The following is a 19252-nucleotide window of genomic DNA, read 5'->3' as shown; positions in this document are numbered from 1 at the left end:
CGCAGACGCGTTCCGGACCTGCAATCGTGACGCCGTGCAGCCGATAGCATTAACAGTGATGACTACTGAACCAGCCCTGCCCGACGCCGCCTCCCCGCACGCTGAAGATCCGGCGGATGCAAGCCTGCCGGACGAGACTTCAGACCCCCGGCACTTCCGCTCGCCGGTGTCCTTTGTCCGGCGCGGCTCCCGTCTCCAGGGCCGCCGCCAGCAGGCCTGGGACGAGCTCTCGGACCGGTTCGTCATTGACGTTCCGCGCGCGGAAGCGGACACCTCGGTGGATCCCGGGTACGTGTTCGACGCCGCCGCGGAGTTTGGGCGCACCGCTCCCCTGGTGGTGGAAATCGGTTCCGGCCTCGGTGAAGCCGTGACCCACGCGGCGGAACAGAATCCGGACAAGAACTACCTCGCCGTCGAGGTCTACCTTCCCGGACTGGCCCAGACCCTGCAGCGCATCGGGCAGAAAGAGCTCACCAACGTCCGTGTGGTCCAGGCCAATGCCCCCGAGGTCCTGACCACCATGCTCCCCGCCGGTTCCGTGGACGAAGTCTGGGTCTTCTTCCCCGACCCCTGGCACAAGACCCGCCACCACAAGCGCCGCATGGTCAAGGATGAATTTGCCGAGCTCGTGGCCCGTGTCCTGGTACCCGGCGGCATCTGGCGCCTGGCCACCGACTGGTCCGACTACGCCGTGCAGATGCGCGAAGTCCTGGATGCCTCAGCCGGGTTTGTGAACCTGCACCACGGCGAGCAGGCCGGCGAAGACAGCCCGCTGACGCGCGTCAACCGGGAAGGCCTGGAAAAGAAGGCTCCGATGGACGACGTCGACACCCGGGGCGGGTGGGCGCCGCGGTTTGAGGGACGCACGCTGACCAGTTTCGAGAACAAAGCACACCAAGCCGGCCGCCTGATCTTCGACCTGACCTACCGCAAGGCCTGATTCCCATGACTGAACCCAATGATGCCCGCGTCGGTCTCTACATCGACTTCGACAACATCGTCATCTCCCGTTATCAGCAGCTGCACGGCCGCAATGCCTTCCAGCGCGACGGCATCCGTAATTTCGATAAGTTCAGCCGTGACGCCGACCCCGACATCGCAGCAAAGCTGACCGCCGCCACCGTTGATTTCAACGCCATCATCGATTTCGCTGCGTCCTTTGGCACGCTGGTGGTCAACCGGGCGTATGCCGACTGGTCAGTGCCCGTCAACGCGAGCTACCAGCGCCAGCTGATGTCCAGGGCTGTGGATCTCACGCAGCTGTTCACCACCACCACCCGCGGCACCAAGAACGGCGCGGACATCCGCCTTGCCGTCGACGTGGTGGAGGACCTCTTCCGGCTGCCGGACCTGACCCACGTCATTATCGTGGCCGGAGATTCGGACTACATTGCGCTCGCCCAGAAGTCGAAGCGGCTTGGCCGGTTTGTCGTTGGCATCGGCGTCGCCGGCTCCACCAGCACCTCGCTGGCAGCGGCGTGTGACGAATTCGAGGACTACGATTCGCTGCCCGGTATCAGCAAGGCCGCAGCACCGGAGCGCGGCGACAAGGACCGGGCGCCCGAGCCCTCCGAGGCACGGCAGGAAACAACCCCCGGCAAGGTCCATCAGCTCACGACAATCCCCATGTTCTCCGATGCCGGGGACACCTCGCTGAATGATGAGCCGGACATCCACGAGGACATCGACCCGCAGACCATCGCGACCGAGCTCCTCATCCGCGCCCTGCAGATCGGCCACGCGAAGGGCGACTCCGATGAGTGGCTCAACACCGGCACCATCAAGAACCAGATGCGCCGGATGGATCCCTCCTTCAACGAAAAGCCGCTGGGTTACCGGTCCTTCACGGACTTCCTCGCCTCCCACAGCGATCTGGTGGAGCTGGAGGAAAGCGGTCCGCAGCGACTCATCCGCCTGCGCCCCGGGGCCGGCACCTCTGCCCAGTGACATCTCCGGGAGTCTGAACAGAGGGCAGGGCGGGCGCAGTTTGCCAAGCCCGCAAAAGGACTATGCCGGCCGGGTGCCCCCGGTGCATGCTTCAGTTATGGAACATGGAAATCATCACGCTGCGGATTCCTCCGAGCCCGCTGAGCCGGGCCGCGGCTCCCCGCAGACCCCGGAGGCCGTCAGCGGCTTCTGGGACCAGAGCTACTCCGAAAAGCCCGCACTCTGGAGCGGCCGGCCCAACGCCGCCCTGGTAAGCGAGATCCGCGGGCTGCAGCCCGGACGCGTCCTGGACGTCGGCTGCGGGGAGGGCGCCGACGCGGTGTGGCTGGCTGAACAGAGCTGGGAGGTGACGGCGCTGGAGGTCTCGACGGTGGCGCTGGATCGGGCAGCCCGGCAGGCGGCCCGGCGGGGCGTCACCGTAACCTGGCTGCATTCCGGACTGGTGGAGGCCGCCCTCCCGCCTGCTTCCTTCGACCTGGTTTCCGCACAGTATCCGGCGCTGCTCCGCACCGGGGACAAGGCAGCTGAATTCGCGCTGCTTCACGCCGTCGCACCCGGCGGCACCCTCCTGGTGGTGCACCATCAGCTGCCCGCCGATCCGGACACCAGCGCACACAGTGCGGCGCTCCGGGACTACGTGGGGCTCGCCGACGTAGCAGCCTTGCTGGATGAAAACTGGCACCTTGAGGTGCATGAGACCCGGCCACGGAACGTTTCAACGGGAGCGGGCGCCCACCACACGGAAGATGTTGTCCTGCGGGCTCGCCGCCTGCGCTGACCATTCATAAAAGTTTCCAACCACCCTTGCCGCAGAGCAGTTTGCAGTGCAAACTACTTTGCATCCGGCGGAACACCCTGCCGGAACAGGAGCGGAGAGTTCCATGGCAAGGAAACCAGCCAACCTGCGGGACGGCAGCGGCCCTGGGAAGAGCACTGCCCCGGACGCTGCCGTTGCCGACCGGCCCCTCGATCTCGCCTCCGCGCTGCGCATAGTGGATGATGCCGAACGGTCAGTGCGCCGGCAGCTGAACGGGAGTGCCGCCCTGATCTACCTGCTGTGGGCGCTGGCCTGGATAGTGGGCTACGGGGCACTTCAGGGCAGCAGGCAGGGCTGGATTCCGCTTCCGCTCTCCACTTCCCTCGCCGTGCTGGGCGCAGCGCTGGCCGCGGCCACCACCGCAACCATCATTCTGTCGGTCCGCGGCGCCAGGGGGCTTCGGGGCCCCACCTCCTTCCAGGCCGGCATGTACGGCGCCTCATGGGCCCTGGGCTTCCTCATCATGGGCATCCTGAGCGTCCTCATTGGCCGGGCGGTGGACGATTTCTGGGTCCGGGGCATGCTGATCAACTCCGTTGCCGTGTTGATCGTGGGCCTGCTTTACGTCACGGGAGGCACCACCTTCAATGACCGCCTCCAGTGCTGCCTCGGAATCTGGCTCCTCGCCGTGACCGTTGCCGCCCTTCTTTCCGGCCCCGGCCACTTCCTGGCCGTCTTTCTGTATCTGGGGTCCTCGGGGCTGCTCGCGGGGTCAGCCTTTGAATACCTGGCAACGCGACGCCGTCGCCCGGGCGCAGTGTCCCATGCCTGAACTCGACCCGGTGATCCACGCCGAAGCCCGGCTGAGGGCCCTCACCATGCTCAATGAGGTGGGTGAGAGCAACAGCATCGCTTTCACGAAACTGCGCGCAATGCTGGAAATGACGGCGGGGAATCTCTCCACCCACCTTCGCAAGCTCGAAGATGCCGGCTACATCGTGGTCACCAAGACCATTGAAGGCCGCTCCCCCGCCACCTATCTGGGGATCAGTCCGGAGGGAAGGCTGGCTTACGCCCGGTACCGCAAAGCTCTGCAGGAACTGCTGGCCACACCGCAACTATCGGAGGCACCGTGACTTCCACTCCCGGTTCAGCCATCCGGCCGGCCAGTCCCGCCGGCACATCCGACGTGCTGGCCGCCGCCCGGAACGTCACCAAAAGCTACGCCGGCAGGAACGCCCTCAACGGTGTCAGCCTAGACCTGCGGGCAGGGGAAGCCCTGGGACTGCTCGGGCCCAACGGTGCCGGGAAGTCCACCCTCCTGAATCTGCTGTGCGGAATCCGTACCCCTGATGCGGGAACGGTGGAGCTGTTCGGCCGTAATCCCCGTGAGCCTTCCGCCCGGCGGCACTTGGGGACAACGCCGCAGGCAACGTCGGTGCCGCCCACCCTGCGGGTCCGGGAAACCGTGGACTTCGTTGCTTCCCATTACGAGCATCCGGTACCGAGAGCCAGGCTGCTGGAAGACTTCGGGCTCACCCATATTGCCGACAAACAGTGCGGCGGGCTCTCCGGCGGACAGCAGCGGCGGCTGCTGGTCGCCCTGGCACTGGTGGGAAGGCCCCGGCTGGTCATCCTTGACGAACCAACCACCGGCCTGGATGTTGAAGCGCGGGAAACCCTCTGGGGGCACCTGGCCCGGTACCGCAGGGACGGCGGCACACTGCTGGTGACCAGCCATTACCTGGAGGAGATCCAGGCCCTCTCGGGGCGGGTGACGGTTCTGAACAACGGGAAGGTTGTTGCCGACGGCACCGTGGACCAGATCCGCAGCCGGGTCTCCGTCAGCAGAGTCTCTTTCCATACCGATCTTCCGCCGTCGCTGTTCGAGTCCCTGCCCGAAAGCGCGGGAGTCTCCGCCGGCGGGGACAACTTGGTGACGGTGCTGAGCCGGGACCCGGATACAACCGTCCGGCGCCTGGTCCGCGACAACATTCCGTTTTCCGGACTCGAGGTTCACACGGCCAGCCTCGAAGAGGCCTTCCTCGCCCTGACCCACCTCTCGGCCGGCCCCGAACCAACAGCCGGCGAGGAGACGCCATGAGCACCGCAACATTGGTCCGCGCGCACACCAAGGCACAGGTCCTGGAGCAGCTGCGCATTCCGATTTCCGTGATTTCGTCCACACTGTTCCCCACGCTGGCGCTGGTGTTTTTCGTCCTTCCGCAGCAGGCGGTGACATCCAACCCCATAGCCTCGCTCATCGCCGTCGCGCAGCTGGCGCTCTTCGGGGTGATGAGTTCCTTCCTGTTCAACTACGGCATCGGCGTTGCCGAAGACCGCGCCAATCCGTGGAGCAGCTACGTACGGACGCTGCCCGCCGGCGCGGTCCCGCCCACTGCGGCACGCGCCCTGACCGCCATGCTGTTTGCCTTCTTTTCCCTGATCCCGGTGATGCTGGCCGGCATGTTCACCACCTCGGCGCTGGAAGCTTTCACCACGGGGGCACTGTCCTGGTGGCGGGTGCCCGCAGCCATGCTGGTCTGGCTGGCGTGCGGCCTGCCGTTCCTGTTCCTGGGCCTGCTGATCGGCTACCTCTGCACTTCCAAGGTGGCCATCGCCGTCACCCAGGTGGTGTTTTTCCCGCTTGCCTTCGGCGGCGGGCTGATGCTGCCGCCCGAGCTGTTCAGTTCCGGGCTTAACAGCCTGTCCCTGTTCCTGCCAACCCGGGCTGCACGCGACCTCGCGGTGACGGTTTTTGCCGGGCAGCCGCTGAGCCCTTCCGCCATTCCCTGCCTCCTCGCCTGGACGCTGGTGCTGGGAGCGCTGGCGGTGTGGGCAAACCGGAGAGACCAGGGCCGGCGGTTCCGCTGAGGGTGGCCGGAGGCAGCAGTCAGAGAGACTGAACGTAACCGCCGTCGTAATCCATGACCTCCTGTTTTCCGGCGGGAAGGGCCCGCAGCTTGCTGCGGCGCTGCACCAGGGACGCGAGACTGAGCTGGGTGGCGTAGGGCCGTGAGGCGGGAGGCCGCTGCCCGCGGGTCAGGGTCACGACGTCGCCGGCCAGCCCGGCGGCAAACACCCGGCTGCGGTCCGGAGTGCGCTGCCGGATGGAATCCAGCTCCGCGGACAGCTCCTCAACGCGGGCGCGGAGCCCGGACACCTGGTTTTCCAGCTGCATGATGCGCTTGATGCCTTCCAGCGAGACGCCCTCCTGGGAAAGCCGCTGCACCTCGCGAAGCATATCGATGTCATGCTGCGAATAACGCCGGGACCTTCCGGGAGCGCGGCTCGGGCAGACAATCCCCAGCCGGTCATACTGCCGCAGGGTCTGCGGATGCATGTCCGCCAACTCAGCGGCAACGGAGATCACAAAGATAGGCGCGTTGACGTCTATACCCATTGTTCCTCCTTGGCAGCTGTTCAAAATAGTAACCATAGCCCGGTTCCGGTTCCCGGATGCGGGAGAACCGGAACCGTGTTCCGGCGGTTAGAGCCGTGCCCTGGCAGCCAGTCCGGCGCGCGGATCCTCACCCTTGGTGGCCTCGGCGAAGGCTTCCACCGCGGCTTTGGCTTCCTTGTTGAGATGCGACGGGACGGCAACGTCGATGGTTACCAGCAGGTCGCCGTTGCCCTTGGACGTCTGAACGCCCCGCCCCTTGACCCGGAGGGTACGCCCGGACGGGGTGCCGGCCGGCACCTTGAGCTTCACTTTGTCTGCAGTCAGCGTGGGAACTTCAATCGTGGCGCCAAGCGCAGCTTCGGGGAAACTGACCGGCACATGGATCCGGATGTTGTTGCCGTCGCGGACAAAGAAATCGTGCGGGGTGACGTTCACGGTAACCATCAGATCGCCGTTTCCGGCGGCACCCGGCTGGCCCTTGCCGCGGACGCGGATCTTTTGGCCGTCCTTGACTCCGGCGGGAACACGGACTTCCACCACTTCACCGCTGGGCTCGCGCAGCCCAATGACGGTGCCGTTGATGGAGCCCGCGAAGGAAATGGTGGTGCTCGCCGTACGGTCTGCGCCCTTCTGCGGCTGAGCTGAGCCGAATCCCCCGCCGAAGCCTCCGCCGCCGAACAGATCGGCGAATTCCGGGGGTATGTTGCTGCCGCCGGTGCTGTAGCTGGTGCGGCGGCCGCCGCCGGGACGTGCGCCCTGGCCGAAGAGCCCGCCAAAGAGGTCCTCGAAGCCGGCACCTCCTGGGGAACCCGCCCCGCCGGCACCGCCCGCCGAGAAGCGTGCTCCGCTGCCCATGGCACGGATCGCGTCATACTGCTGGCGTTCCTCCGCGTCGGAGAGAACGGCATACGCTTCGGAGAGGTCCTTGAACTTCTGCTCAGCCGAGGGATCATCCTGGTTCTGGTCCGGATGGTATTTGCGCGCCAGCTTCCGATAGGCCTTCTTGATATCGGCTTCCGACGCGTCCTTGGGGACACCCAGAATCTTATAAAAATCCTTATCGACCCAATCCTGACTAGCCAATTGGCGTCCCCTTCCTCAATTTACTGCTCCTGCCCGCACCCCGCAGGTTGCGGACCGGACGTGCACTGCTGGAAAAAGGGTGCCCGGGGCCGCCTTGAGCGGCCCCGGGCTACCCCTGCCTACTGCTCCGGAACGGAGACGATAACCTGTGCCGCCCGCAGGACCCGGTCATTGGACTTGTAGCCCACCCGCAGAATCTGCGTCACCGTATCGGACTGGACGTCCGGGCTCTGCTGCTGGATCAGCGCTTCGTGGATGTTGGGATCAAATTCAACCCCCACCTCGTCGATCCGTCCCAGGCCGTACGCCTTCAGCGAGTTCTCCAGCTTGTTGGCGATGGAGGCAAACGGCCCCTCCACCAGGTCACCGTGCTGGCGTGCGGCATCAATGTCATCCAGGACCGGCATCAGGGAGTTCAGCACTCCAATCACTGCCATTTCCCGCGCGACATCGCGGTCCCGCTCAACCCGCTTGCGGTAGTTGACGTATTCCGCCTGCAACCGCAGCAGGTCATTGCGCAGTTCCACCGCTTCGGGTGATCCCGCAGCAGCCGGTTCCGCAGGAACCTCGGCGCTGTTGAGGATCTCCTCGGCCTGGGCCAGGGCATCGCCCTCTGCACCGCTGCCCGCAGCGGGAGCCTCGCCGGACGCCGCAGCGTCGGAGTCCGCCGGCTGGGTGCCGGCGGGATCCTGCTCGTCGCCGTTGCGCTTCTCGTTGTTTGCTTCAGTCATGATTACTTCTTGTCTTCGTCGTCGACAACCTCAGCGTCAACGATGTCTTCGTCGCCCGCGGAGGATGAGTCGGAGGCGCCTGCACCGCCGGCTGCACCGGCACCGCCTGCGGCGCCTTCAGACTGCGCCTGGGCGTAGATCGCTTCGCCCAGCTTGGTCTGCGAGGTCTGCAGCTTCTCGAACGCGGACTTCACTTCGTCGTCGTTCTCGGTGCCTTCCAGGGCCTTCTTCAGCGCGTCAACATCGCCCTTGACCTCGGTCTTGACGTCTTCGGGCAGCTTGTCATCGTTGTCCGTGAGGAGCTTGTCCACGGAGTAGGCCAGCTGCTCGGCGGAGTTGCGGACGTCGGCAGCCTCGCGGCGCTTCTTGTCCTCCGCTGCGTGCTCTTCGGCCTCGCGGACCATGCGGTCGATGTCTTCCTTGGAGAGGGAGGAACCGCCCGTGATGGTCATGGACTGCTCGGCGCCGGTGCCCTTGTCCTTGGCGGACACATGCACGATGCCGTTGGCGTCGATGTCGAAGGTGACCTCAACCTGCGGGACGCCGCGCGGAGCCGGAGCAATGCCGGTCAGCTCGAACGTGCCCAGCGGCTTGTTGTCGCGGGTGAACTCACGCTCGCCCTGGAACACCTGGATGGCCACTGACGGCTGGTTGTCATCCGCCGTGGTGAAGGTTTCGCTGCGCTTGGTGGGGATGGCCGTGTTGCGCTCAATCAGCTTGGTCATCACACCGCCCTTGGTCTCAATGCCCAGGGACAGCGGGGTGACGTCGATGAGCAGGACGTCCTTGCGCTCGCCCTTCAGGACACCGGCCTGCAGTGCGGCGCCAACGGCCACAACCTCATCCGGGTTTACGCCCTTGTTGGGCTCCTGGCCGCCGGCCAGTTCCTTCACCAGTTCGGTGACGGCGGGCATACGGGTGGAGCCGCCGACGAGAATGATGTGGTCAATGTCGGAAACCTTGATGCCGGCTTCGGAGATGACGTCCTTGAACGGCTTCTTGGTGCGGTCCAGCAGGTCCTTGGTCAGGTCCTGGAACTTGGCGCGGGAGAGGTGCTCGTCCAGGTGGACCGGACCTTCGGGGGTCACCGAGAGGTACTGCAGGGAGATGTTGGTGGAGGTGGCCGAGGAGAGTTCCTTCTTGGCCTGCTCCGCGGCTTCCTTCAGGCGCTGCAGTGCGATCTTGTCCTTGGACAGGTCCGCACCCTTGGCCTTGGCCTGGCTCAGCAGGTAGTCAACAATGCGCTGGTCCCAGTCATCGCCGCCGAGGCGGTTGTCACCGGCGGTGGCGCGCACCTGGATGGTGGAGAAGTCATCTTCATCCTTGCCGACTTCCAGCAGGGACACGTCGAACGTGCCGCCGCCGAGGTCGAAGACCAGGATGAGTTCGTCTTCCTTGCCCTTGTCCAGGCCGTAAGCCAGTGCAGCCGCGGTGGGCTCGTTGACAATGCGCAGCACGTTGAGGCCGGCAATCTCGCCGGCTTCCTTGGTGGCCTGGCGCTCGGCGTCGTTGAAGTACGCGGGGACGGTGATCACGGCGTCGGTGACCTTTTCACCCAGGTACGACTCGGCGTCGGACTTCAGCTTCTGCAGGATGCGGGCCGAGATTTCCTGTGCGGTGTACTTCTTTCCGTCTACGTCAACGCTCCAGTCGGTGCCCATGTGGCGCTTGACGGAGGAGATGGTGCGGTCAATGTTGTTGACGGCCTGGCGCTTGGCAATCTCGCCTACGAGGACCTCGCCGGACTTGGCGAAGGCAACAACGGAAGGCGTGGTGCGGCCGCCTTCTGCGTTGGCGATAACGGTGGGCTCGCCGCCTTCAAGGACGGAGACAACCGAGTTGGTGGTTCCAAGGTCAATACCTACTGCACGTGACATTTGCTTCCTCTTTCCGTGGAAAACGACGGCGCCGGGAGGCCTGGGCCTGCCGAACGCGTCTTGAGCGTTCTGCACTCAACTTTACTCACGGCCGAATCTTTGTCAATAAAGTTGAGTCGAAGCGACTCAACTTCTTAATTCCGGCGGGCCGGTCTTGACGTTTCGGCTTCGCCGCAGACATGCACCGGGGGAAAGCCCCGGACCGGAACAAGGTTCTTCACTCTGCAGCGCCGGCGCAGGGTTGTGCAGCGGCGCCCCTGGCCGGACGACACAGACCGCAAACTCCTGCGGATACGGTCCCGCCTCCGCGTATCCTCCTCCTATGGCTTCCGAACAGTATTCGCACGGCCACCATCAAAGCGTGGTGGGTGCCCACGCCGTGCGTACGGCCGCCGATTCGGCGGCGTATCTGCTCCCCTACCTTGAACCCGGCATGACGCTGCTGGATGTAGGCTGCGGCCCGGGCAGCATCACGGCTGACCTGGCCAACCTCGTGGACCCCGGATCAGTGACCGGGCTGGACCAGTCCGAGGACGTGGTGGCCCAGGCCCGGAAGCTGGCCGCCTCCCGGGGACTGGACAACGCCGGGTTTGTCGCGGGGAACGTATATGACCTGGACTTTCCGGACGCTGCCTTCGACGTCGTCCACGCCCACCAGGTGCTTCAGCACCTGGCCGATCCCGTGGCGGCCCTGCGGGAGATGCGGCGTGTCACCCGTCCCGGCGGGATTGTGGCGGTCCGGGACGCCGATTTTCACGGAATGAGCTGGTACCCGGAGCTTCCCGAACTTACCGACTGGATGGACACCTACCAGCTGATTGCCCGGGGCAACGCCGCGCAGCCCGACGCCGGCCGGCGCCTTGTTTCCTGGATTCTGGCGGCAGGCTTTACGGAATTTGTGCCCTCGGCGTCCAGCTGGCTTTACGCCACCCCTGACCGCCGCGAGTGGTTTGGCGACGGCTGGGCACAGCGGGTACTGCATTCCGCATTCGCCGGCCAGGCTCTGGACCGGGAGCTGGCTGACCAGGCCGGGCTGGACCGGATGGCAGCGGGCTGGCGGCGCTGGTCACAGAGCCCGGACGGATGGTTCCTGATTCCGTCCGGGGAGATCATCGCCTGGGCCTAGCCGAGGCGCCGGCTCTCTTCGCCCGCCGTCTGTTCCGGTGGGTACGCTGGATGAATGTACAGAATCATCACGGTCTGCACCGGCAACATCTGCCGCTCACCCATGGCCCAGTTCTGCCTGGCGCGCGCAATGGACGAGGCCGGGCTCGGAAAAGACGTCAGTATCGATTCCGCCGGGGTGACCGCATGGGAAGCCGGGCGGCCCATGGACCCCCGCGCCGCAGAGGAACTCCGACACCACGATTTTGCTGCTTCAGAGACCCGGGAATTCCGGGCCCGGGAGTTCCAACCGGAATGGTTCGCCGACCGTGACCTCGTGCTGGCCATGGATTACGGGCATTACACCGAACTCCGGAATCTGGCCGCGAGTCCAAAGGAACGGGACAAGGTACGGCTGATTCGAAGCTTTGATCCGTCCTCGGCACAGCTTCCGGTTGAAGAACAGGGCATTGAAGATCCCTGGTACGGCACCATGAACGATTTTGACTCCTCATACGCCCTGATCCAGGCTTCAGTACCGGGCGTGGTGCAGTATGTACGGGACGCCCTCACATCCTCCGGCGGATCCCGCTGAAACCGCTGCGCGTGATCCCCCGCACGGGCACACTTCCTGTCCTCATTGCGGTTGACGGTTTCTCCGGCGCCGGCAAAACCACCCTCGCCACAGAGCTGGCTGCGGCACTTCGCGCCCACCACTCCGTGTCCCTTTTCCATCTGGAAGACATCTATCCGGGCTGGGACGGACTGATGGAGGGAATGGGGTACTTCCGCCGGCACGTCGCTGAACCGCTGGCCGCCGGCCGTGCCGCCGTTTGGCAGGCCTGGGACTGGGGCCTTGGCCGGTATGCCGATGAACGCCGCACCGAACCTGCCGACATCATCATCTTTGAGGGCGTGGGCTCCTCCGGCGCCGCCGTGCGCGGCCTGCTTCACGCCGCCGTGTGGGTCAGCGCACCGCCGGAACTTCGGAAAGAACAGGCACTGGCCCGCGACGGCGACACCTACGCGCCGCATTGGAACCGGTGGGCCGCACAGGAGCAGGCCTGGGCGGCGAAGGATCCGGCGTCGTCCTGCGCGGACATCACGGTGGACCTCGGGCCTCAGCGGAACAGCGGCGCGGGAGATCCCGCTGCCACCGCCCAATACGTGCTGCAGGCCCTGGGTGAACTTCAGCTTCCGCTGACCCCCGGCTGGCCCGGGGGCGGCACTGACACCGAAACTGTCCGGGTTCGGCGGCTGGACACCTGGCCGGACCCCGAGCGGCTGTACGCCGCGCTGTACGGCAGCTCTTCCCGCGCAGTCTGGCTGGATAGCTCCAGCGCTCCGAACTCAGGCGCGGCGAACTCAGGCGCGGCAGATCTGGATGTACCGGCCGCGGATGCGCCGGCCGGCCGGGGACGGTCCGGCGCTTCGCACGTTGCGGCCCGCAGCCGGTTCAGCATCATGGCCGACGACGGCGGCCCGCTGGGACGCTACGCCGAGCACCGGCCGGGAGCCGGCGGCGGACTGACCACCATCGTGTCCGGGCCGGTAAGCGTCTGCCGGCCGGGAGCTTTCTTTCCCTGGCTGGACTCGGTGTGGGGCCGCCCCCGGGGACGGGCCCCGGCCGACTACCCCTGTGGTTTCGCCTTGGGCTGGCTCGGGTTCCTGGGCTACGGCCTGAAGCGGGAAACAGGCGGCAGCAACCATCCGGGCGCTCCCGGCACAAACCCGGACGCCGTCCCTGATGCCGCCCTCATTTATGCCGGGCGGGCCGTGGTGCTGGATCACCATCAGCAGTGTGTTTACGTGCTGGCACTCGCGGGCAACAGTCCGGACGGCGGGGAAAGCAGCGTCGACAGCTGGACCGCACTGGTACGGCGGGCCGTCGAGGCTGCGGCCGTTTCCGCTCCCGCTGTCCTGCCGGATCTCCCGGACCGCTCTCCGTCCCTCCCCGTCCCGCAGTTTGCGGTGCGGGACAGCAGGGATTCCTATCTGGCTAAGGTCCGTTCCGCGCAGGAGGAAATCAGCAACGGCAACTCGTACGAGGTATGCCTGACCACTTCGCTGACCGGGCACCTGCCCGGGCCGCCGGGCCCGGAGGCCGTTCTGGCGCTGTACCGCCGGCTCCGGCTGCGCAGTCCCGCCCCGTTCGCCTCGCTGCTGCGCTTCGGGGGCTACAGCCTTGCCGGAACCTCTCCGGAACGCTTCCTGTCCTTTGACGCCGCAGGCCGCATGCGGGCCGAGCCGATCAAGGGAACCCGCCCGCGCGGAGCCACCGCCGCGGAGGACCGGGAGCTGGAAACAGACTTGGTGTCCTCCGTGAAGGACCGTGCGGAGAACATCATGATTGTGGACCTGCTGCGTAATGATCTGTCCCGTTTCGCCGTCCCGGGCTCAGTCACTGTGCCCCGCCTCTGCGCCGTGGAAACGTACGCCACGGTCCACCAGTTGGTCAGCACAGTGGACGCGGATCTGCTTCCCGGCGCCTCCCGGGCCGAGGCCCTTGCCGTTTCCTTTCCGCCCGGGTCCATGACCGGGGCGCCCAAGATCAGCACCATGGCCATCCTGGACCGGTTGGAGGGCGCGCCGCGCGGAGCCTATTCCGGCGTCGTCGGCTGGTTTTCCCTGACCGGAGCCGCTGATCTGTCCGTCGTGATCCGTACCCTGGAAATCCGGAACGGCGCCCTGTCCCTGGGCGTCGGCGGAGCGGTCACGGCGGATTCGGACCCGGAATCGGAATGGGAAGAAGTCCAGGCAAAGGCCTTCGGCGTGCTCAGCGCGCTCGGAGCCCGGTTTCCCGCGTAGCCTCCAGTAGTTTCCGGATGCCCGGAAACTACTGGAGGGTGGCGGTCAACCGGCACACGTTGTCGATGTACCGCTGCCAGACCGGGCGCCCCACCCATTCGGAGAGCAGGAGCTCGCGGGACATGGCCCGGTAGGTATCCTCAATCCGCCGCATGTCGGTCACGATGTTCCCGTCAAACATCATGACGGACACCTCGAGGTTCAGGGAGAAGGACCGCATGTCCATGTTCGAGGAGCCCAGGACAGCCACCTCGTTATCGATGGTGAAATGCTTGGCGTGCAGCACCAGCGGTTTGGGGTACAGGTAAATCCGGATGCCCGCCCGCAGCAGCGCCTCATAGTAGGAGCGCTGGGCATGGTCCACCAGGAACTGGTCGCCCCGCTCGGACACAAACAGTTCAACCTGCACGCCGCGCTGGGCTGCCGTGGTGATGGCGTACAACAGCGAATCATCAGGCACGAAGTACGGGCTGGTGATGGAAATGCGGTCCGACGCCGAGTAGATCAGGGAGGTGAACAGGCGCAGGTTGTTCTCCGTGGTGAACCCGGGGCCGCTGGGCACCACCTGGCACGTCACGTCACCGGGATGACTGCTCCATTCATAGAGGCTCAGCTCCCGTTCAAGGTTTTCATCCGTTTCCGCGTTCCAGTCGGTGGCAAAGACCACGTTGATCTCATCAACCACCGGGCCTTCCAGCCGCGCCATCAGCTCCACCCATTTGCGGCCCATTCTCCGGTTGCGCGGCTTCCGGTAGGAGGGCTCCACCAGGTTCTGGGACCCGGTGTAGGCCACCCTGCCGTCCACCACGAGGATTTTGCGGTGATTGCGCAGGTCCGGCCGGCGCCACAGACCGCGGGCCGGGAGCACGGGAAGCATGCGCCGCCACTGGATTTCGGACCCGCGGAGTTCCTTCAACAGCGTCCGGTAGCCCTTCACCCGCAGCGTGCCGATGTGGTCAAACAACAGCCGCACCCGGACACCGCGTGCGGCAGCCTCCTTCAGCGCGGCGAAGAACTCCCGGGTAACACTGTCATAGCTCATGATGTAGAACTCGACGTGCACGTACTTTTGGGCGCTGCGGACCACTTCGGTCATTTCACGGATGGACTCGGTGTAGTCCCGCTGCAGCCCCACCTTGTTTCCGTCCAGGCTCGGAAAGGACCCAAGCCGACGGTTCAGCTCGGTCGCCAGGACCACCCACTCCGGCCCGGAATACCGGCTGCCCTCAGCTTCCAGTTCGCGGGTGTTCTCACGGACGGCCCGGTTAATTTCCGCCTGCCGCTTCACCCGGTGCTCGGAAAGGCGGAAGTTTCCGAAGAGGAGGAACAGGATGATTCCGGGCAGCGGGAGGAAGAAGATGCACAGCAGCCAGGCCATGGCCGTGGTGGGCCGCCGGTTCCCCGGCACCACCCCCAGAGCGATGATGCGGATCGCGTAATCCAGCACGGTTAGTCCTGTGGCGATCCACACTGGGAGCGCCGCGCCCGTTAATGCCACCCACACACGAGGCTCCTATCAGCTGTCCGGTTCCTCAATAGCCTAGTCTGCCGGACGAACAAACTAGGCTGGAGTCATGACTGTTCTGGTGTTCCTGGATCCGAAATTTCCCGAAGGCCGTCTCGCGGATGCGGCCGTTCCGCAGTTGATGGCCACTGATCTGGGTGCCACACGGGGAGACGGCGTGTTTGAATCGATGCTTGCCGTTGACGGCGCTCCCCGCAAAATGGGTGCTCATCTGGACCGGATGGCGGCGTCGGCCCAGGCCCTTGACCTCGTTTTTCCGGAGCGGGAGAGCTGGGAACGAGCCGTTTCCACGGCCCTTTCCGAGCTGATGATCCAGGCCGGGCCTGCGGAAGCGGTGGTAAAACTGCTGCTGAGCCGCGGGGTCGAAGGAGCAGGCTCCCCCACTGCGTGGGTTGCAGCTTCCCCAGTGGCCGCCGATGTCAGGGAGCGCAGCGCCGAAGGCCTGGCCGTCCTGCTGCTGGACCGGGGTTATGACAGCACCGTGGCTGACCGGGCGCCCTGGCTGCTGCTGGGTGCCAAGACCCTGTCCTACGCCGTCAACATGGCAGCGCTGCGCTACGCGAAAGCCCAGGGCGCAGATGACGTCATCTTCACCTCCTCCGATGGAAAGGTCCTGGAGGGTCCGACATCCAGCGTCATCTTGGCGGTGGAGGAAGACGGCGTCAAAACGCTGCTGACGCCCGAACTGGAGAGCGGCATCCTTCCCGGCACCACCCAGCGCGCGCTCTTCGACGCGGCCGAAGCCGCAGGGTGGGCCCGGGGTTACGGCCCCCTGGAGCCCGCCCATCTGATGGAAGCCGACGCCGTGTGGCTGGTATCCAGCATCCGGCTCCTCGCCCCCGTGACCTCCATCGACGGCACCGCCATCGCGTCCTCCCCCGAACTGACGGAGGAGCTGACCGCCCTGCTGCGCGGCGCACTGTAACCGGGACGCCCGACTCAGCCCAACCCCGCCGGGGCCTCAGCTCAGGATGAAGTTGAATGCTCCCGCGGCCACGGCGGCGGTCAGCGCCGCACCCGCCAGCAGCACCCCGTAGAGGGCAACCCAGACGTCCAGCACCGTAAACACCGAGGTACGGGCCCAGGTCCGGTTCCCGCTGCCAAAGCCGCGGGCTTCCATGGCTGCGGCCAGCCGGGTAGCCCGGCGCACCGCCTGCACCAGCAGGGCAACCGCCTGACCCATAAAGGAACGGACACGGGTCAGCGGACCGGAATCCGCACCCACCCCCCGGGCATGCCGGGCCATGCCGAGGCTTTGCCACTCGGAAATCAGCAGCCCCACCAGACGCATGGCGGCCAGCGCACCGAGCACAAACCGGTGCGGAAGCCTCAGCTTCTGGGCGAGGGCGTCCGCCAAATCCGTGGGATCCGTTGAGGCCAGCAGGTAGATCCCCGGCAGGGCTATCGCCAGACCGCGCAGCCCGATCGCGATGCCGGCGGCCACCGAATCCGACGTGAACAGCACCGGGCCGGCGTCCAGGAGAACAGTCCCCGTCTTTTCCGCCAGCAGTGCCGTTCCCCAGGCACCAATCAGCGCGGCAATAATCAGCGGCCAGATGCGTTTGAGCAGGATCAGCGGCCGGACCCGCAGCAGCGGCAGCAAAAGCAGCTCGCCGGCCAGGACAATGCTTGAACTGATCCAGTCCACGCTCACCAGCACCGCGAGTGTTACCGCCGCGGCTGCCGTCAGTTTTGACAGGGGATTTGCCCGTTCCAGCAGTGTTCCGGCCGGACGCCGGGTCGGATTGCGCAGGTCCGTACCCACTTGCGTGCTGCTCACTTCCACACCGCGTTCCGCACGGTGCTGCCCAGCGTGGCCGCGCCGTCCTCCACATGAAGGACGTCACCTCCCAGCGCCTGCAGGAACTGCGCGTCGTGGGTCACCGCTACCACGCAGCGGCCTTCGGCCAGCAGACTGCGGAGCAGAATCACCAGCTCGGCCCACGTGTTGGCGTCCTGGCCGAAGGTAGGTTCATCCAGCAGCAGGATGTCCGGTTCCGTGGCGATCATCGTGGCCACCGAGAGCCGCCGCTTCTCTCCCCCCGAAAGGGTAAACGGATTGGCATCCAGCAGGGCGGTGAGCCCCAGCCGGTCCGCGAGCCGGTCCACCAGGCCGGTAATCTCCGCCTCGCCCAGCCGCCCTGCGCGGCGTGGCCCAAAGGCCAGTTCCCCGCGGACGGTGCCGGTCAGGAACTGGTGTTCCGGCTCTTGGAACACCGTGCCGATCCGGGTCACCAGGTCAGTGGACTTCCACCGGCGCGGATCAGTTCCGGCAGTCCCGGCGAGCTCCGGTGTGGCACGCAGGGCACCGGCCACGGGTGGAAGCAGTCCGCCCAGGGTCAGTGCAAGGGTCGTTTTCCCGGCGCCGTTAGGGCCGGTGATGCCGAGTGAGGTTCCGGCCCGCAGCGTCAGGTCCACCCCGCTGACGGCTGCCGGTTTCCTTTTCCCGCGTCCGGCAGCAAGCCCGCCGGCCGTCAGCAGATCCGCGCCGGCATCCTGGGCCGGAGGGTCCGGGACCGCAGGCCTGGCCCCCGGGAGCCAGACGCCGGCAGCGGCGAGCCGGGCACGGTTTCCCGGGTCCGCCAGGACCTGCGAGGGTGCTCCGTCAGCCAGGATGCCGCCGTCGGCCGCGAGGACCACCACCCGGTCCACCACGTCCGCCCACACGGCAACGCGGTGTTCCACCACGATCAGCGTGGCCCCGGTACGTGCCAAAACACGTTCGACGGCGGCGCGGACTTCCCGTACGCCTTCGGGGTCCAGGTTGGCGGTGGGTTCATCCAAGAGCAGCAGCCCCGGCTGCATGGCCAGCACACCGGCCAGGGCCAGACGCTGTTTCTGCCCCCCGGACAGGGCGGATGTGGAATGGTGCAGCGGCACCCGCAGCCCAACATCGTCAAGGCTGGAGCGCACCCGCTCCCAAATCTCCTGCGGGGGTACCCGCAGGTTCTCCGCACCGAAGGCAACCTCGTCCCCCACCCGGGAGAGCACCAGCTGCGAGTCGGGATCCTGAAGTACCAGGCCGGCCCGGCCGCGGGCCTCCAGCGCACTGGCGCCGTCCAGGGTGAGACTGCCGTGTTCCTCCCCTGCTGCGTCGGGCCCCGTGCCTTCGCCCAGGACACCTGCAAGGGCGTGCAGCAGCGTGGACTTGCCTGCCCCTGAGGCACCCAGGAGCAGGACCTTCTCCCCCGCTTCAATGTCCAGTGTCAGTGAAGAGATGGCGGGCGTGCTGCGGCCGGCATGCCGCCAGGAGTAATCCCGTGCCCGCACGGCCACGGGGGATGACACGGGGGACGACACCGGGGACGACACCGGGGACGATGTGGTTGAACCGTCAGGAACGCGCATCCGCTGCCCGTCCCGAGGCGAATGACGCCAGCACTCCGGTCCGGGCCAGCGCCCGGGCGGCCAGCCAGGACAGCACCCCGGCCAGGACGGCACCGGAAACAGCGGCAAAGACGGTGTACAGCGCCTGCCACTGCAGGGCCCATTCGGGCCGGTAGAGAATGTTTTCGCTAACCCCCAGAAACACTCCGGACACCAGCCCGGCCAGCACTGCAACGGACAGGGTGTACCGGACATAGAGGAAAGCCAGGAAGACCAGCTCGGCTCCCAGCCCCTGGATGAATCCGGAGAGCAGCACCGAGAGGCCAAACTGCGTGCCCAGCACACCGGAGACACCCGAGGCGAGTACCTCGCAGTAGATGGCGGCTCCCGGTTTGCGGATGATCAGGGCACCCAGGACGCCTGCGATGAGCCAGCCGCCGGTGTAAAGGCCGCTGAGCGGCGGAAAGGCGAGGAACACAACCTCCACACCGCTGTAGGCCAGCGACCAGACCCAAAATATGACACCTACGGCCACTGCGAGCACGGATGCCACCACAATGTCTACCACCCGCCACGGGCGCCGCCATGGTGAATCCTGCCGGCCGCTGCGCTGCGTCGGGGAACTGTTCTGCTGCATGAAAAAACCTCCTGAGGTACAGGAGGGGAGGGACTTTTCACGGCGGACTGCCG

The 19252-nt window shown here is 66.1% G+C and carries 19 protein-coding genes; 11 read left to right on the top strand and 8 right to left on the bottom strand.

Features of this window, described 5'->3' with window-relative positions; all coding sequences use genetic code 11:
- Positions 1-58 precede the first annotated feature (58 nt).
- The 7 genes from trmB to QMA10_RS04245 all read left to right on the top strand — a co-directional run bounded on the left by trmB (position 59) and on the right by QMA10_RS04245 (position 5578).
- Positions 59-940 carry a tRNA (guanosine(46)-N7)-methyltransferase TrmB gene (gene trmB / locus QMA10_RS04275; RefSeq protein WP_290166436.1) on the top strand — a complete coding sequence of 294 codons (882 nt, stop codon included), beginning with the start codon at positions 59-61 and terminating at the stop codon, positions 938-940.
- Positions 941-945: 5 nt separating this feature from the next.
- Positions 946-1947: an NYN domain-containing protein gene (locus QMA10_RS04270; RefSeq protein WP_290166434.1), complete on the top strand. Its 1002-nt coding sequence runs from the start codon at positions 946-948 to the stop codon at positions 1945-1947.
- A gap of 97 nt (positions 1948-2044) precedes the next feature.
- A complete protein-coding gene (locus tag QMA10_RS04265) occupies positions 2045-2725 on the top strand; it encodes a class I SAM-dependent methyltransferase (protein ID WP_290166433.1) in 681 nt (226 codons plus the stop codon).
- A 103-nt stretch (positions 2726-2828) separates the two neighbouring features.
- Entirely contained in the window at positions 2829-3536 is a 708-nt protein-coding gene (locus QMA10_RS04260) for a hypothetical protein (protein WP_290166432.1), read from the top strand.
- Entirely contained in the window at positions 3529-3840 is a 312-nt protein-coding gene (locus tag QMA10_RS04255) for a transcriptional regulator (protein WP_290166430.1), read from the top strand. Before QMA10_RS04260 ends, QMA10_RS04255 begins: the two co-directional genes overlap by 8 nt.
- On the top strand, positions 3837-4808 hold the full coding sequence (locus QMA10_RS04250) for an ABC transporter ATP-binding protein (protein ID WP_290166428.1): 972 nt from the start codon (positions 3837-3839) through the stop codon (positions 4806-4808). Before QMA10_RS04255 ends, QMA10_RS04250 begins: the two co-directional genes overlap by 4 nt.
- Positions 4805-5578 carry an ABC transporter permease gene (locus QMA10_RS04245; RefSeq protein WP_290166426.1) on the top strand — a complete coding sequence of 258 codons (774 nt, stop codon included), beginning with the start codon at positions 4805-4807 and terminating at the stop codon, positions 5576-5578. The genes QMA10_RS04250 and QMA10_RS04245 overlap by 4 nt, the downstream gene beginning before the upstream one ends.
- Positions 5579-5597: 19 nt before the next feature.
- Here the strand turns inward: QMA10_RS04245 and QMA10_RS04240 are convergent, their stop codons facing one another.
- The 4 genes from QMA10_RS04240 to dnaK all read right to left on the bottom strand — a co-directional run bounded on the left by QMA10_RS04240 (position 5598) and on the right by dnaK (position 9798).
- Positions 5598-6107: a helix-turn-helix transcriptional regulator gene (locus tag QMA10_RS04240; RefSeq protein WP_290166425.1), complete on the bottom strand. Its 510-nt coding sequence runs from the start codon at positions 6105-6107 to the stop codon at positions 5598-5600.
- A gap of 87 nt (positions 6108-6194) precedes the next feature.
- On the bottom strand, positions 6195-7190 hold the full coding sequence (locus QMA10_RS04235) for a DnaJ C-terminal domain-containing protein (RefSeq protein ID WP_290166423.1): 996 nt from the start codon (positions 7188-7190) through the stop codon (positions 6195-6197).
- A gap of 119 nt (positions 7191-7309) precedes the next feature.
- Positions 7310-7921: a nucleotide exchange factor GrpE gene (locus QMA10_RS04230; RefSeq protein ID WP_290166421.1), complete on the bottom strand. Its 612-nt coding sequence runs from the start codon at positions 7919-7921 to the stop codon at positions 7310-7312.
- A 2-nt stretch (positions 7922-7923) separates the two neighbouring features.
- A complete protein-coding gene (dnaK, locus tag QMA10_RS04225) occupies positions 7924-9798 on the bottom strand; it encodes a molecular chaperone DnaK (RefSeq protein WP_290166419.1) in 1875 nt (624 codons plus the stop codon).
- A gap of 322 nt (positions 9799-10120) precedes the next feature.
- Between dnaK and QMA10_RS04220 the strand changes: the two genes are divergently transcribed.
- The 3 genes from QMA10_RS04220 to QMA10_RS04210 are packed head-to-tail and all read left to right on the top strand — an operon-like array spanning position 10121 to position 13710.
- Positions 10121-10924 carry a methyltransferase domain-containing protein gene (locus QMA10_RS04220; RefSeq protein WP_290166417.1) on the top strand — a complete coding sequence of 268 codons (804 nt, stop codon included), beginning with the start codon at positions 10121-10123 and terminating at the stop codon, positions 10922-10924.
- 54 nt (positions 10925-10978) lie between these two features.
- Positions 10979-11497 (top strand): low molecular weight protein-tyrosine-phosphatase, encoded by a 519-nt coding sequence (locus QMA10_RS04215; RefSeq protein WP_290166416.1) that lies wholly within the window; start codon positions 10979-10981, stop codon positions 11495-11497.
- Between the two features lie 11 nt (positions 11498-11508).
- Positions 11509-13710, top strand: coding sequence for a chorismate-binding protein (locus tag QMA10_RS04210; protein ID WP_290166414.1), 2202 nt, complete (start codon positions 11509-11511; stop codon positions 13708-13710).
- A 28-nt stretch (positions 13711-13738) separates the two neighbouring features.
- Here the strand turns inward: QMA10_RS04210 and cls are convergent, their stop codons facing one another.
- Positions 13739-15181, bottom strand: a complete 1443-nt coding sequence (cls, locus tag QMA10_RS04205) for a cardiolipin synthase (protein ID WP_290166478.1) — start codon at positions 15179-15181, stop codon at positions 13739-13741.
- Between the two features lie 103 nt (positions 15182-15284).
- Here cls and QMA10_RS04200 point away from each other — a divergent pair, with 103 nt between their 5' ends.
- Positions 15285-16160 (top strand): aminodeoxychorismate lyase, encoded by an 876-nt coding sequence (locus QMA10_RS04200; protein ID WP_290166413.1) that lies wholly within the window; start codon positions 15285-15287, stop codon positions 16158-16160.
- 36 nt (positions 16161-16196) lie between these two features.
- On the opposite strand, the gene QMA10_RS04195 is transcribed toward QMA10_RS04200, so the two are convergent.
- The 3 genes from QMA10_RS04195 to QMA10_RS04185 are packed head-to-tail and all read right to left on the bottom strand — an operon-like array spanning position 16197 to position 19199.
- The gene (locus tag QMA10_RS04195; RefSeq protein ID WP_290166411.1) at positions 16197-17015 is read right to left on the bottom strand and encodes an energy-coupling factor transporter transmembrane component T; all 819 of its coding nucleotides are present in this window, start codon (positions 17013-17015) and stop codon (positions 16197-16199) included.
- Entirely contained in the window at positions 17012-18583 is a 1572-nt protein-coding gene (locus QMA10_RS04190) for an ATP-binding cassette domain-containing protein (protein WP_290166410.1), read from the bottom strand. The genes QMA10_RS04195 and QMA10_RS04190 overlap by 4 nt, the downstream gene beginning before the upstream one ends.
- Positions 18570-19199, bottom strand: coding sequence for an ECF transporter S component (locus QMA10_RS04185; protein WP_290166408.1), 630 nt, complete (start codon positions 19197-19199; stop codon positions 18570-18572). The genes QMA10_RS04190 and QMA10_RS04185 overlap by 14 nt, the downstream gene beginning before the upstream one ends.
- Positions 19200-19252 lie beyond the last annotated feature (53 nt).

It is taken from the genome of Arthrobacter sp. APC 3897, from assembly GCF_030407495.1.
In the GTDB taxonomy this organism is placed as follows: Bacteria; Actinomycetota; Actinomycetes; order Actinomycetales; family Micrococcaceae; genus Arthrobacter_B.
The sequence above is the reverse complement of the archived record's forward strand: the minus strand, read 5'-3'. Positions and strand labels throughout refer to the sequence as shown.

What these genes read in the sequence shown, in the direction of transcription:
- QMA10_RS04245 (WP_290166426.1), top strand. Translation starts at nt 4,805, where the DNA reads ATGAGCACCGCAACATTGGTCCGCGCGCACACCAAGGCACAGGTCCTG.
- QMA10_RS04185 (WP_290166408.1), bottom strand. Translation starts at nt 19,199, where the DNA reads ATGCAGCAGAACAGTTCCCCGACGCAGCGCAGCGGCCGGCAGGATTCA.
- QMA10_RS04190 (WP_290166410.1), bottom strand. Translation starts at nt 18,583, where the DNA reads ATGCGCGTTCCTGACGGTTCAACCACATCGTCCCCGGTGTCGTCCCCG.
- QMA10_RS04240 (WP_290166425.1), bottom strand. Translation starts at nt 6,107, where the DNA reads ATGGGTATAGACGTCAACGCGCCTATCTTTGTGATCTCCGTTGCCGCT.
- QMA10_RS04270 (WP_290166434.1), top strand. Translation starts at nt 946, where the DNA reads ATGACTGAACCCAATGATGCCCGCGTCGGTCTCTACATCGACTTCGAC.
- QMA10_RS04255 (WP_290166430.1), top strand. Translation starts at nt 3,529, where the DNA reads ATGCCTGAACTCGACCCGGTGATCCACGCCGAAGCCCGGCTGAGGGCC.
- QMA10_RS04200 (WP_290166413.1), top strand. Translation starts at nt 15,285, where the DNA reads ATGACTGTTCTGGTGTTCCTGGATCCGAAATTTCCCGAAGGCCGTCTC.
- QMA10_RS04215 (WP_290166416.1), top strand. Translation starts at nt 10,979, where the DNA reads ATGTACAGAATCATCACGGTCTGCACCGGCAACATCTGCCGCTCACCC.
- trmB (WP_290166436.1), top strand. Translation starts at nt 59, where the DNA reads ATGACTACTGAACCAGCCCTGCCCGACGCCGCCTCCCCGCACGCTGAA.
- QMA10_RS04220 (WP_290166417.1), top strand. Translation starts at nt 10,121, where the DNA reads ATGGCTTCCGAACAGTATTCGCACGGCCACCATCAAAGCGTGGTGGGT.
- dnaK (WP_290166419.1), bottom strand. Translation starts at nt 9,798, where the DNA reads ATGTCACGTGCAGTAGGTATTGACCTTGGAACCACCAACTCGGTTGTC.
- QMA10_RS04260 (WP_290166432.1), top strand. Translation starts at nt 2,829, where the DNA reads ATGGCAAGGAAACCAGCCAACCTGCGGGACGGCAGCGGCCCTGGGAAG.
- QMA10_RS04265 (WP_290166433.1), top strand. Translation starts at nt 2,045, where the DNA reads ATGGAACATGGAAATCATCACGCTGCGGATTCCTCCGAGCCCGCTGAG.
- QMA10_RS04230 (WP_290166421.1), bottom strand. Translation starts at nt 7,921, where the DNA reads ATGACTGAAGCAAACAACGAGAAGCGCAACGGCGACGAGCAGGATCCC.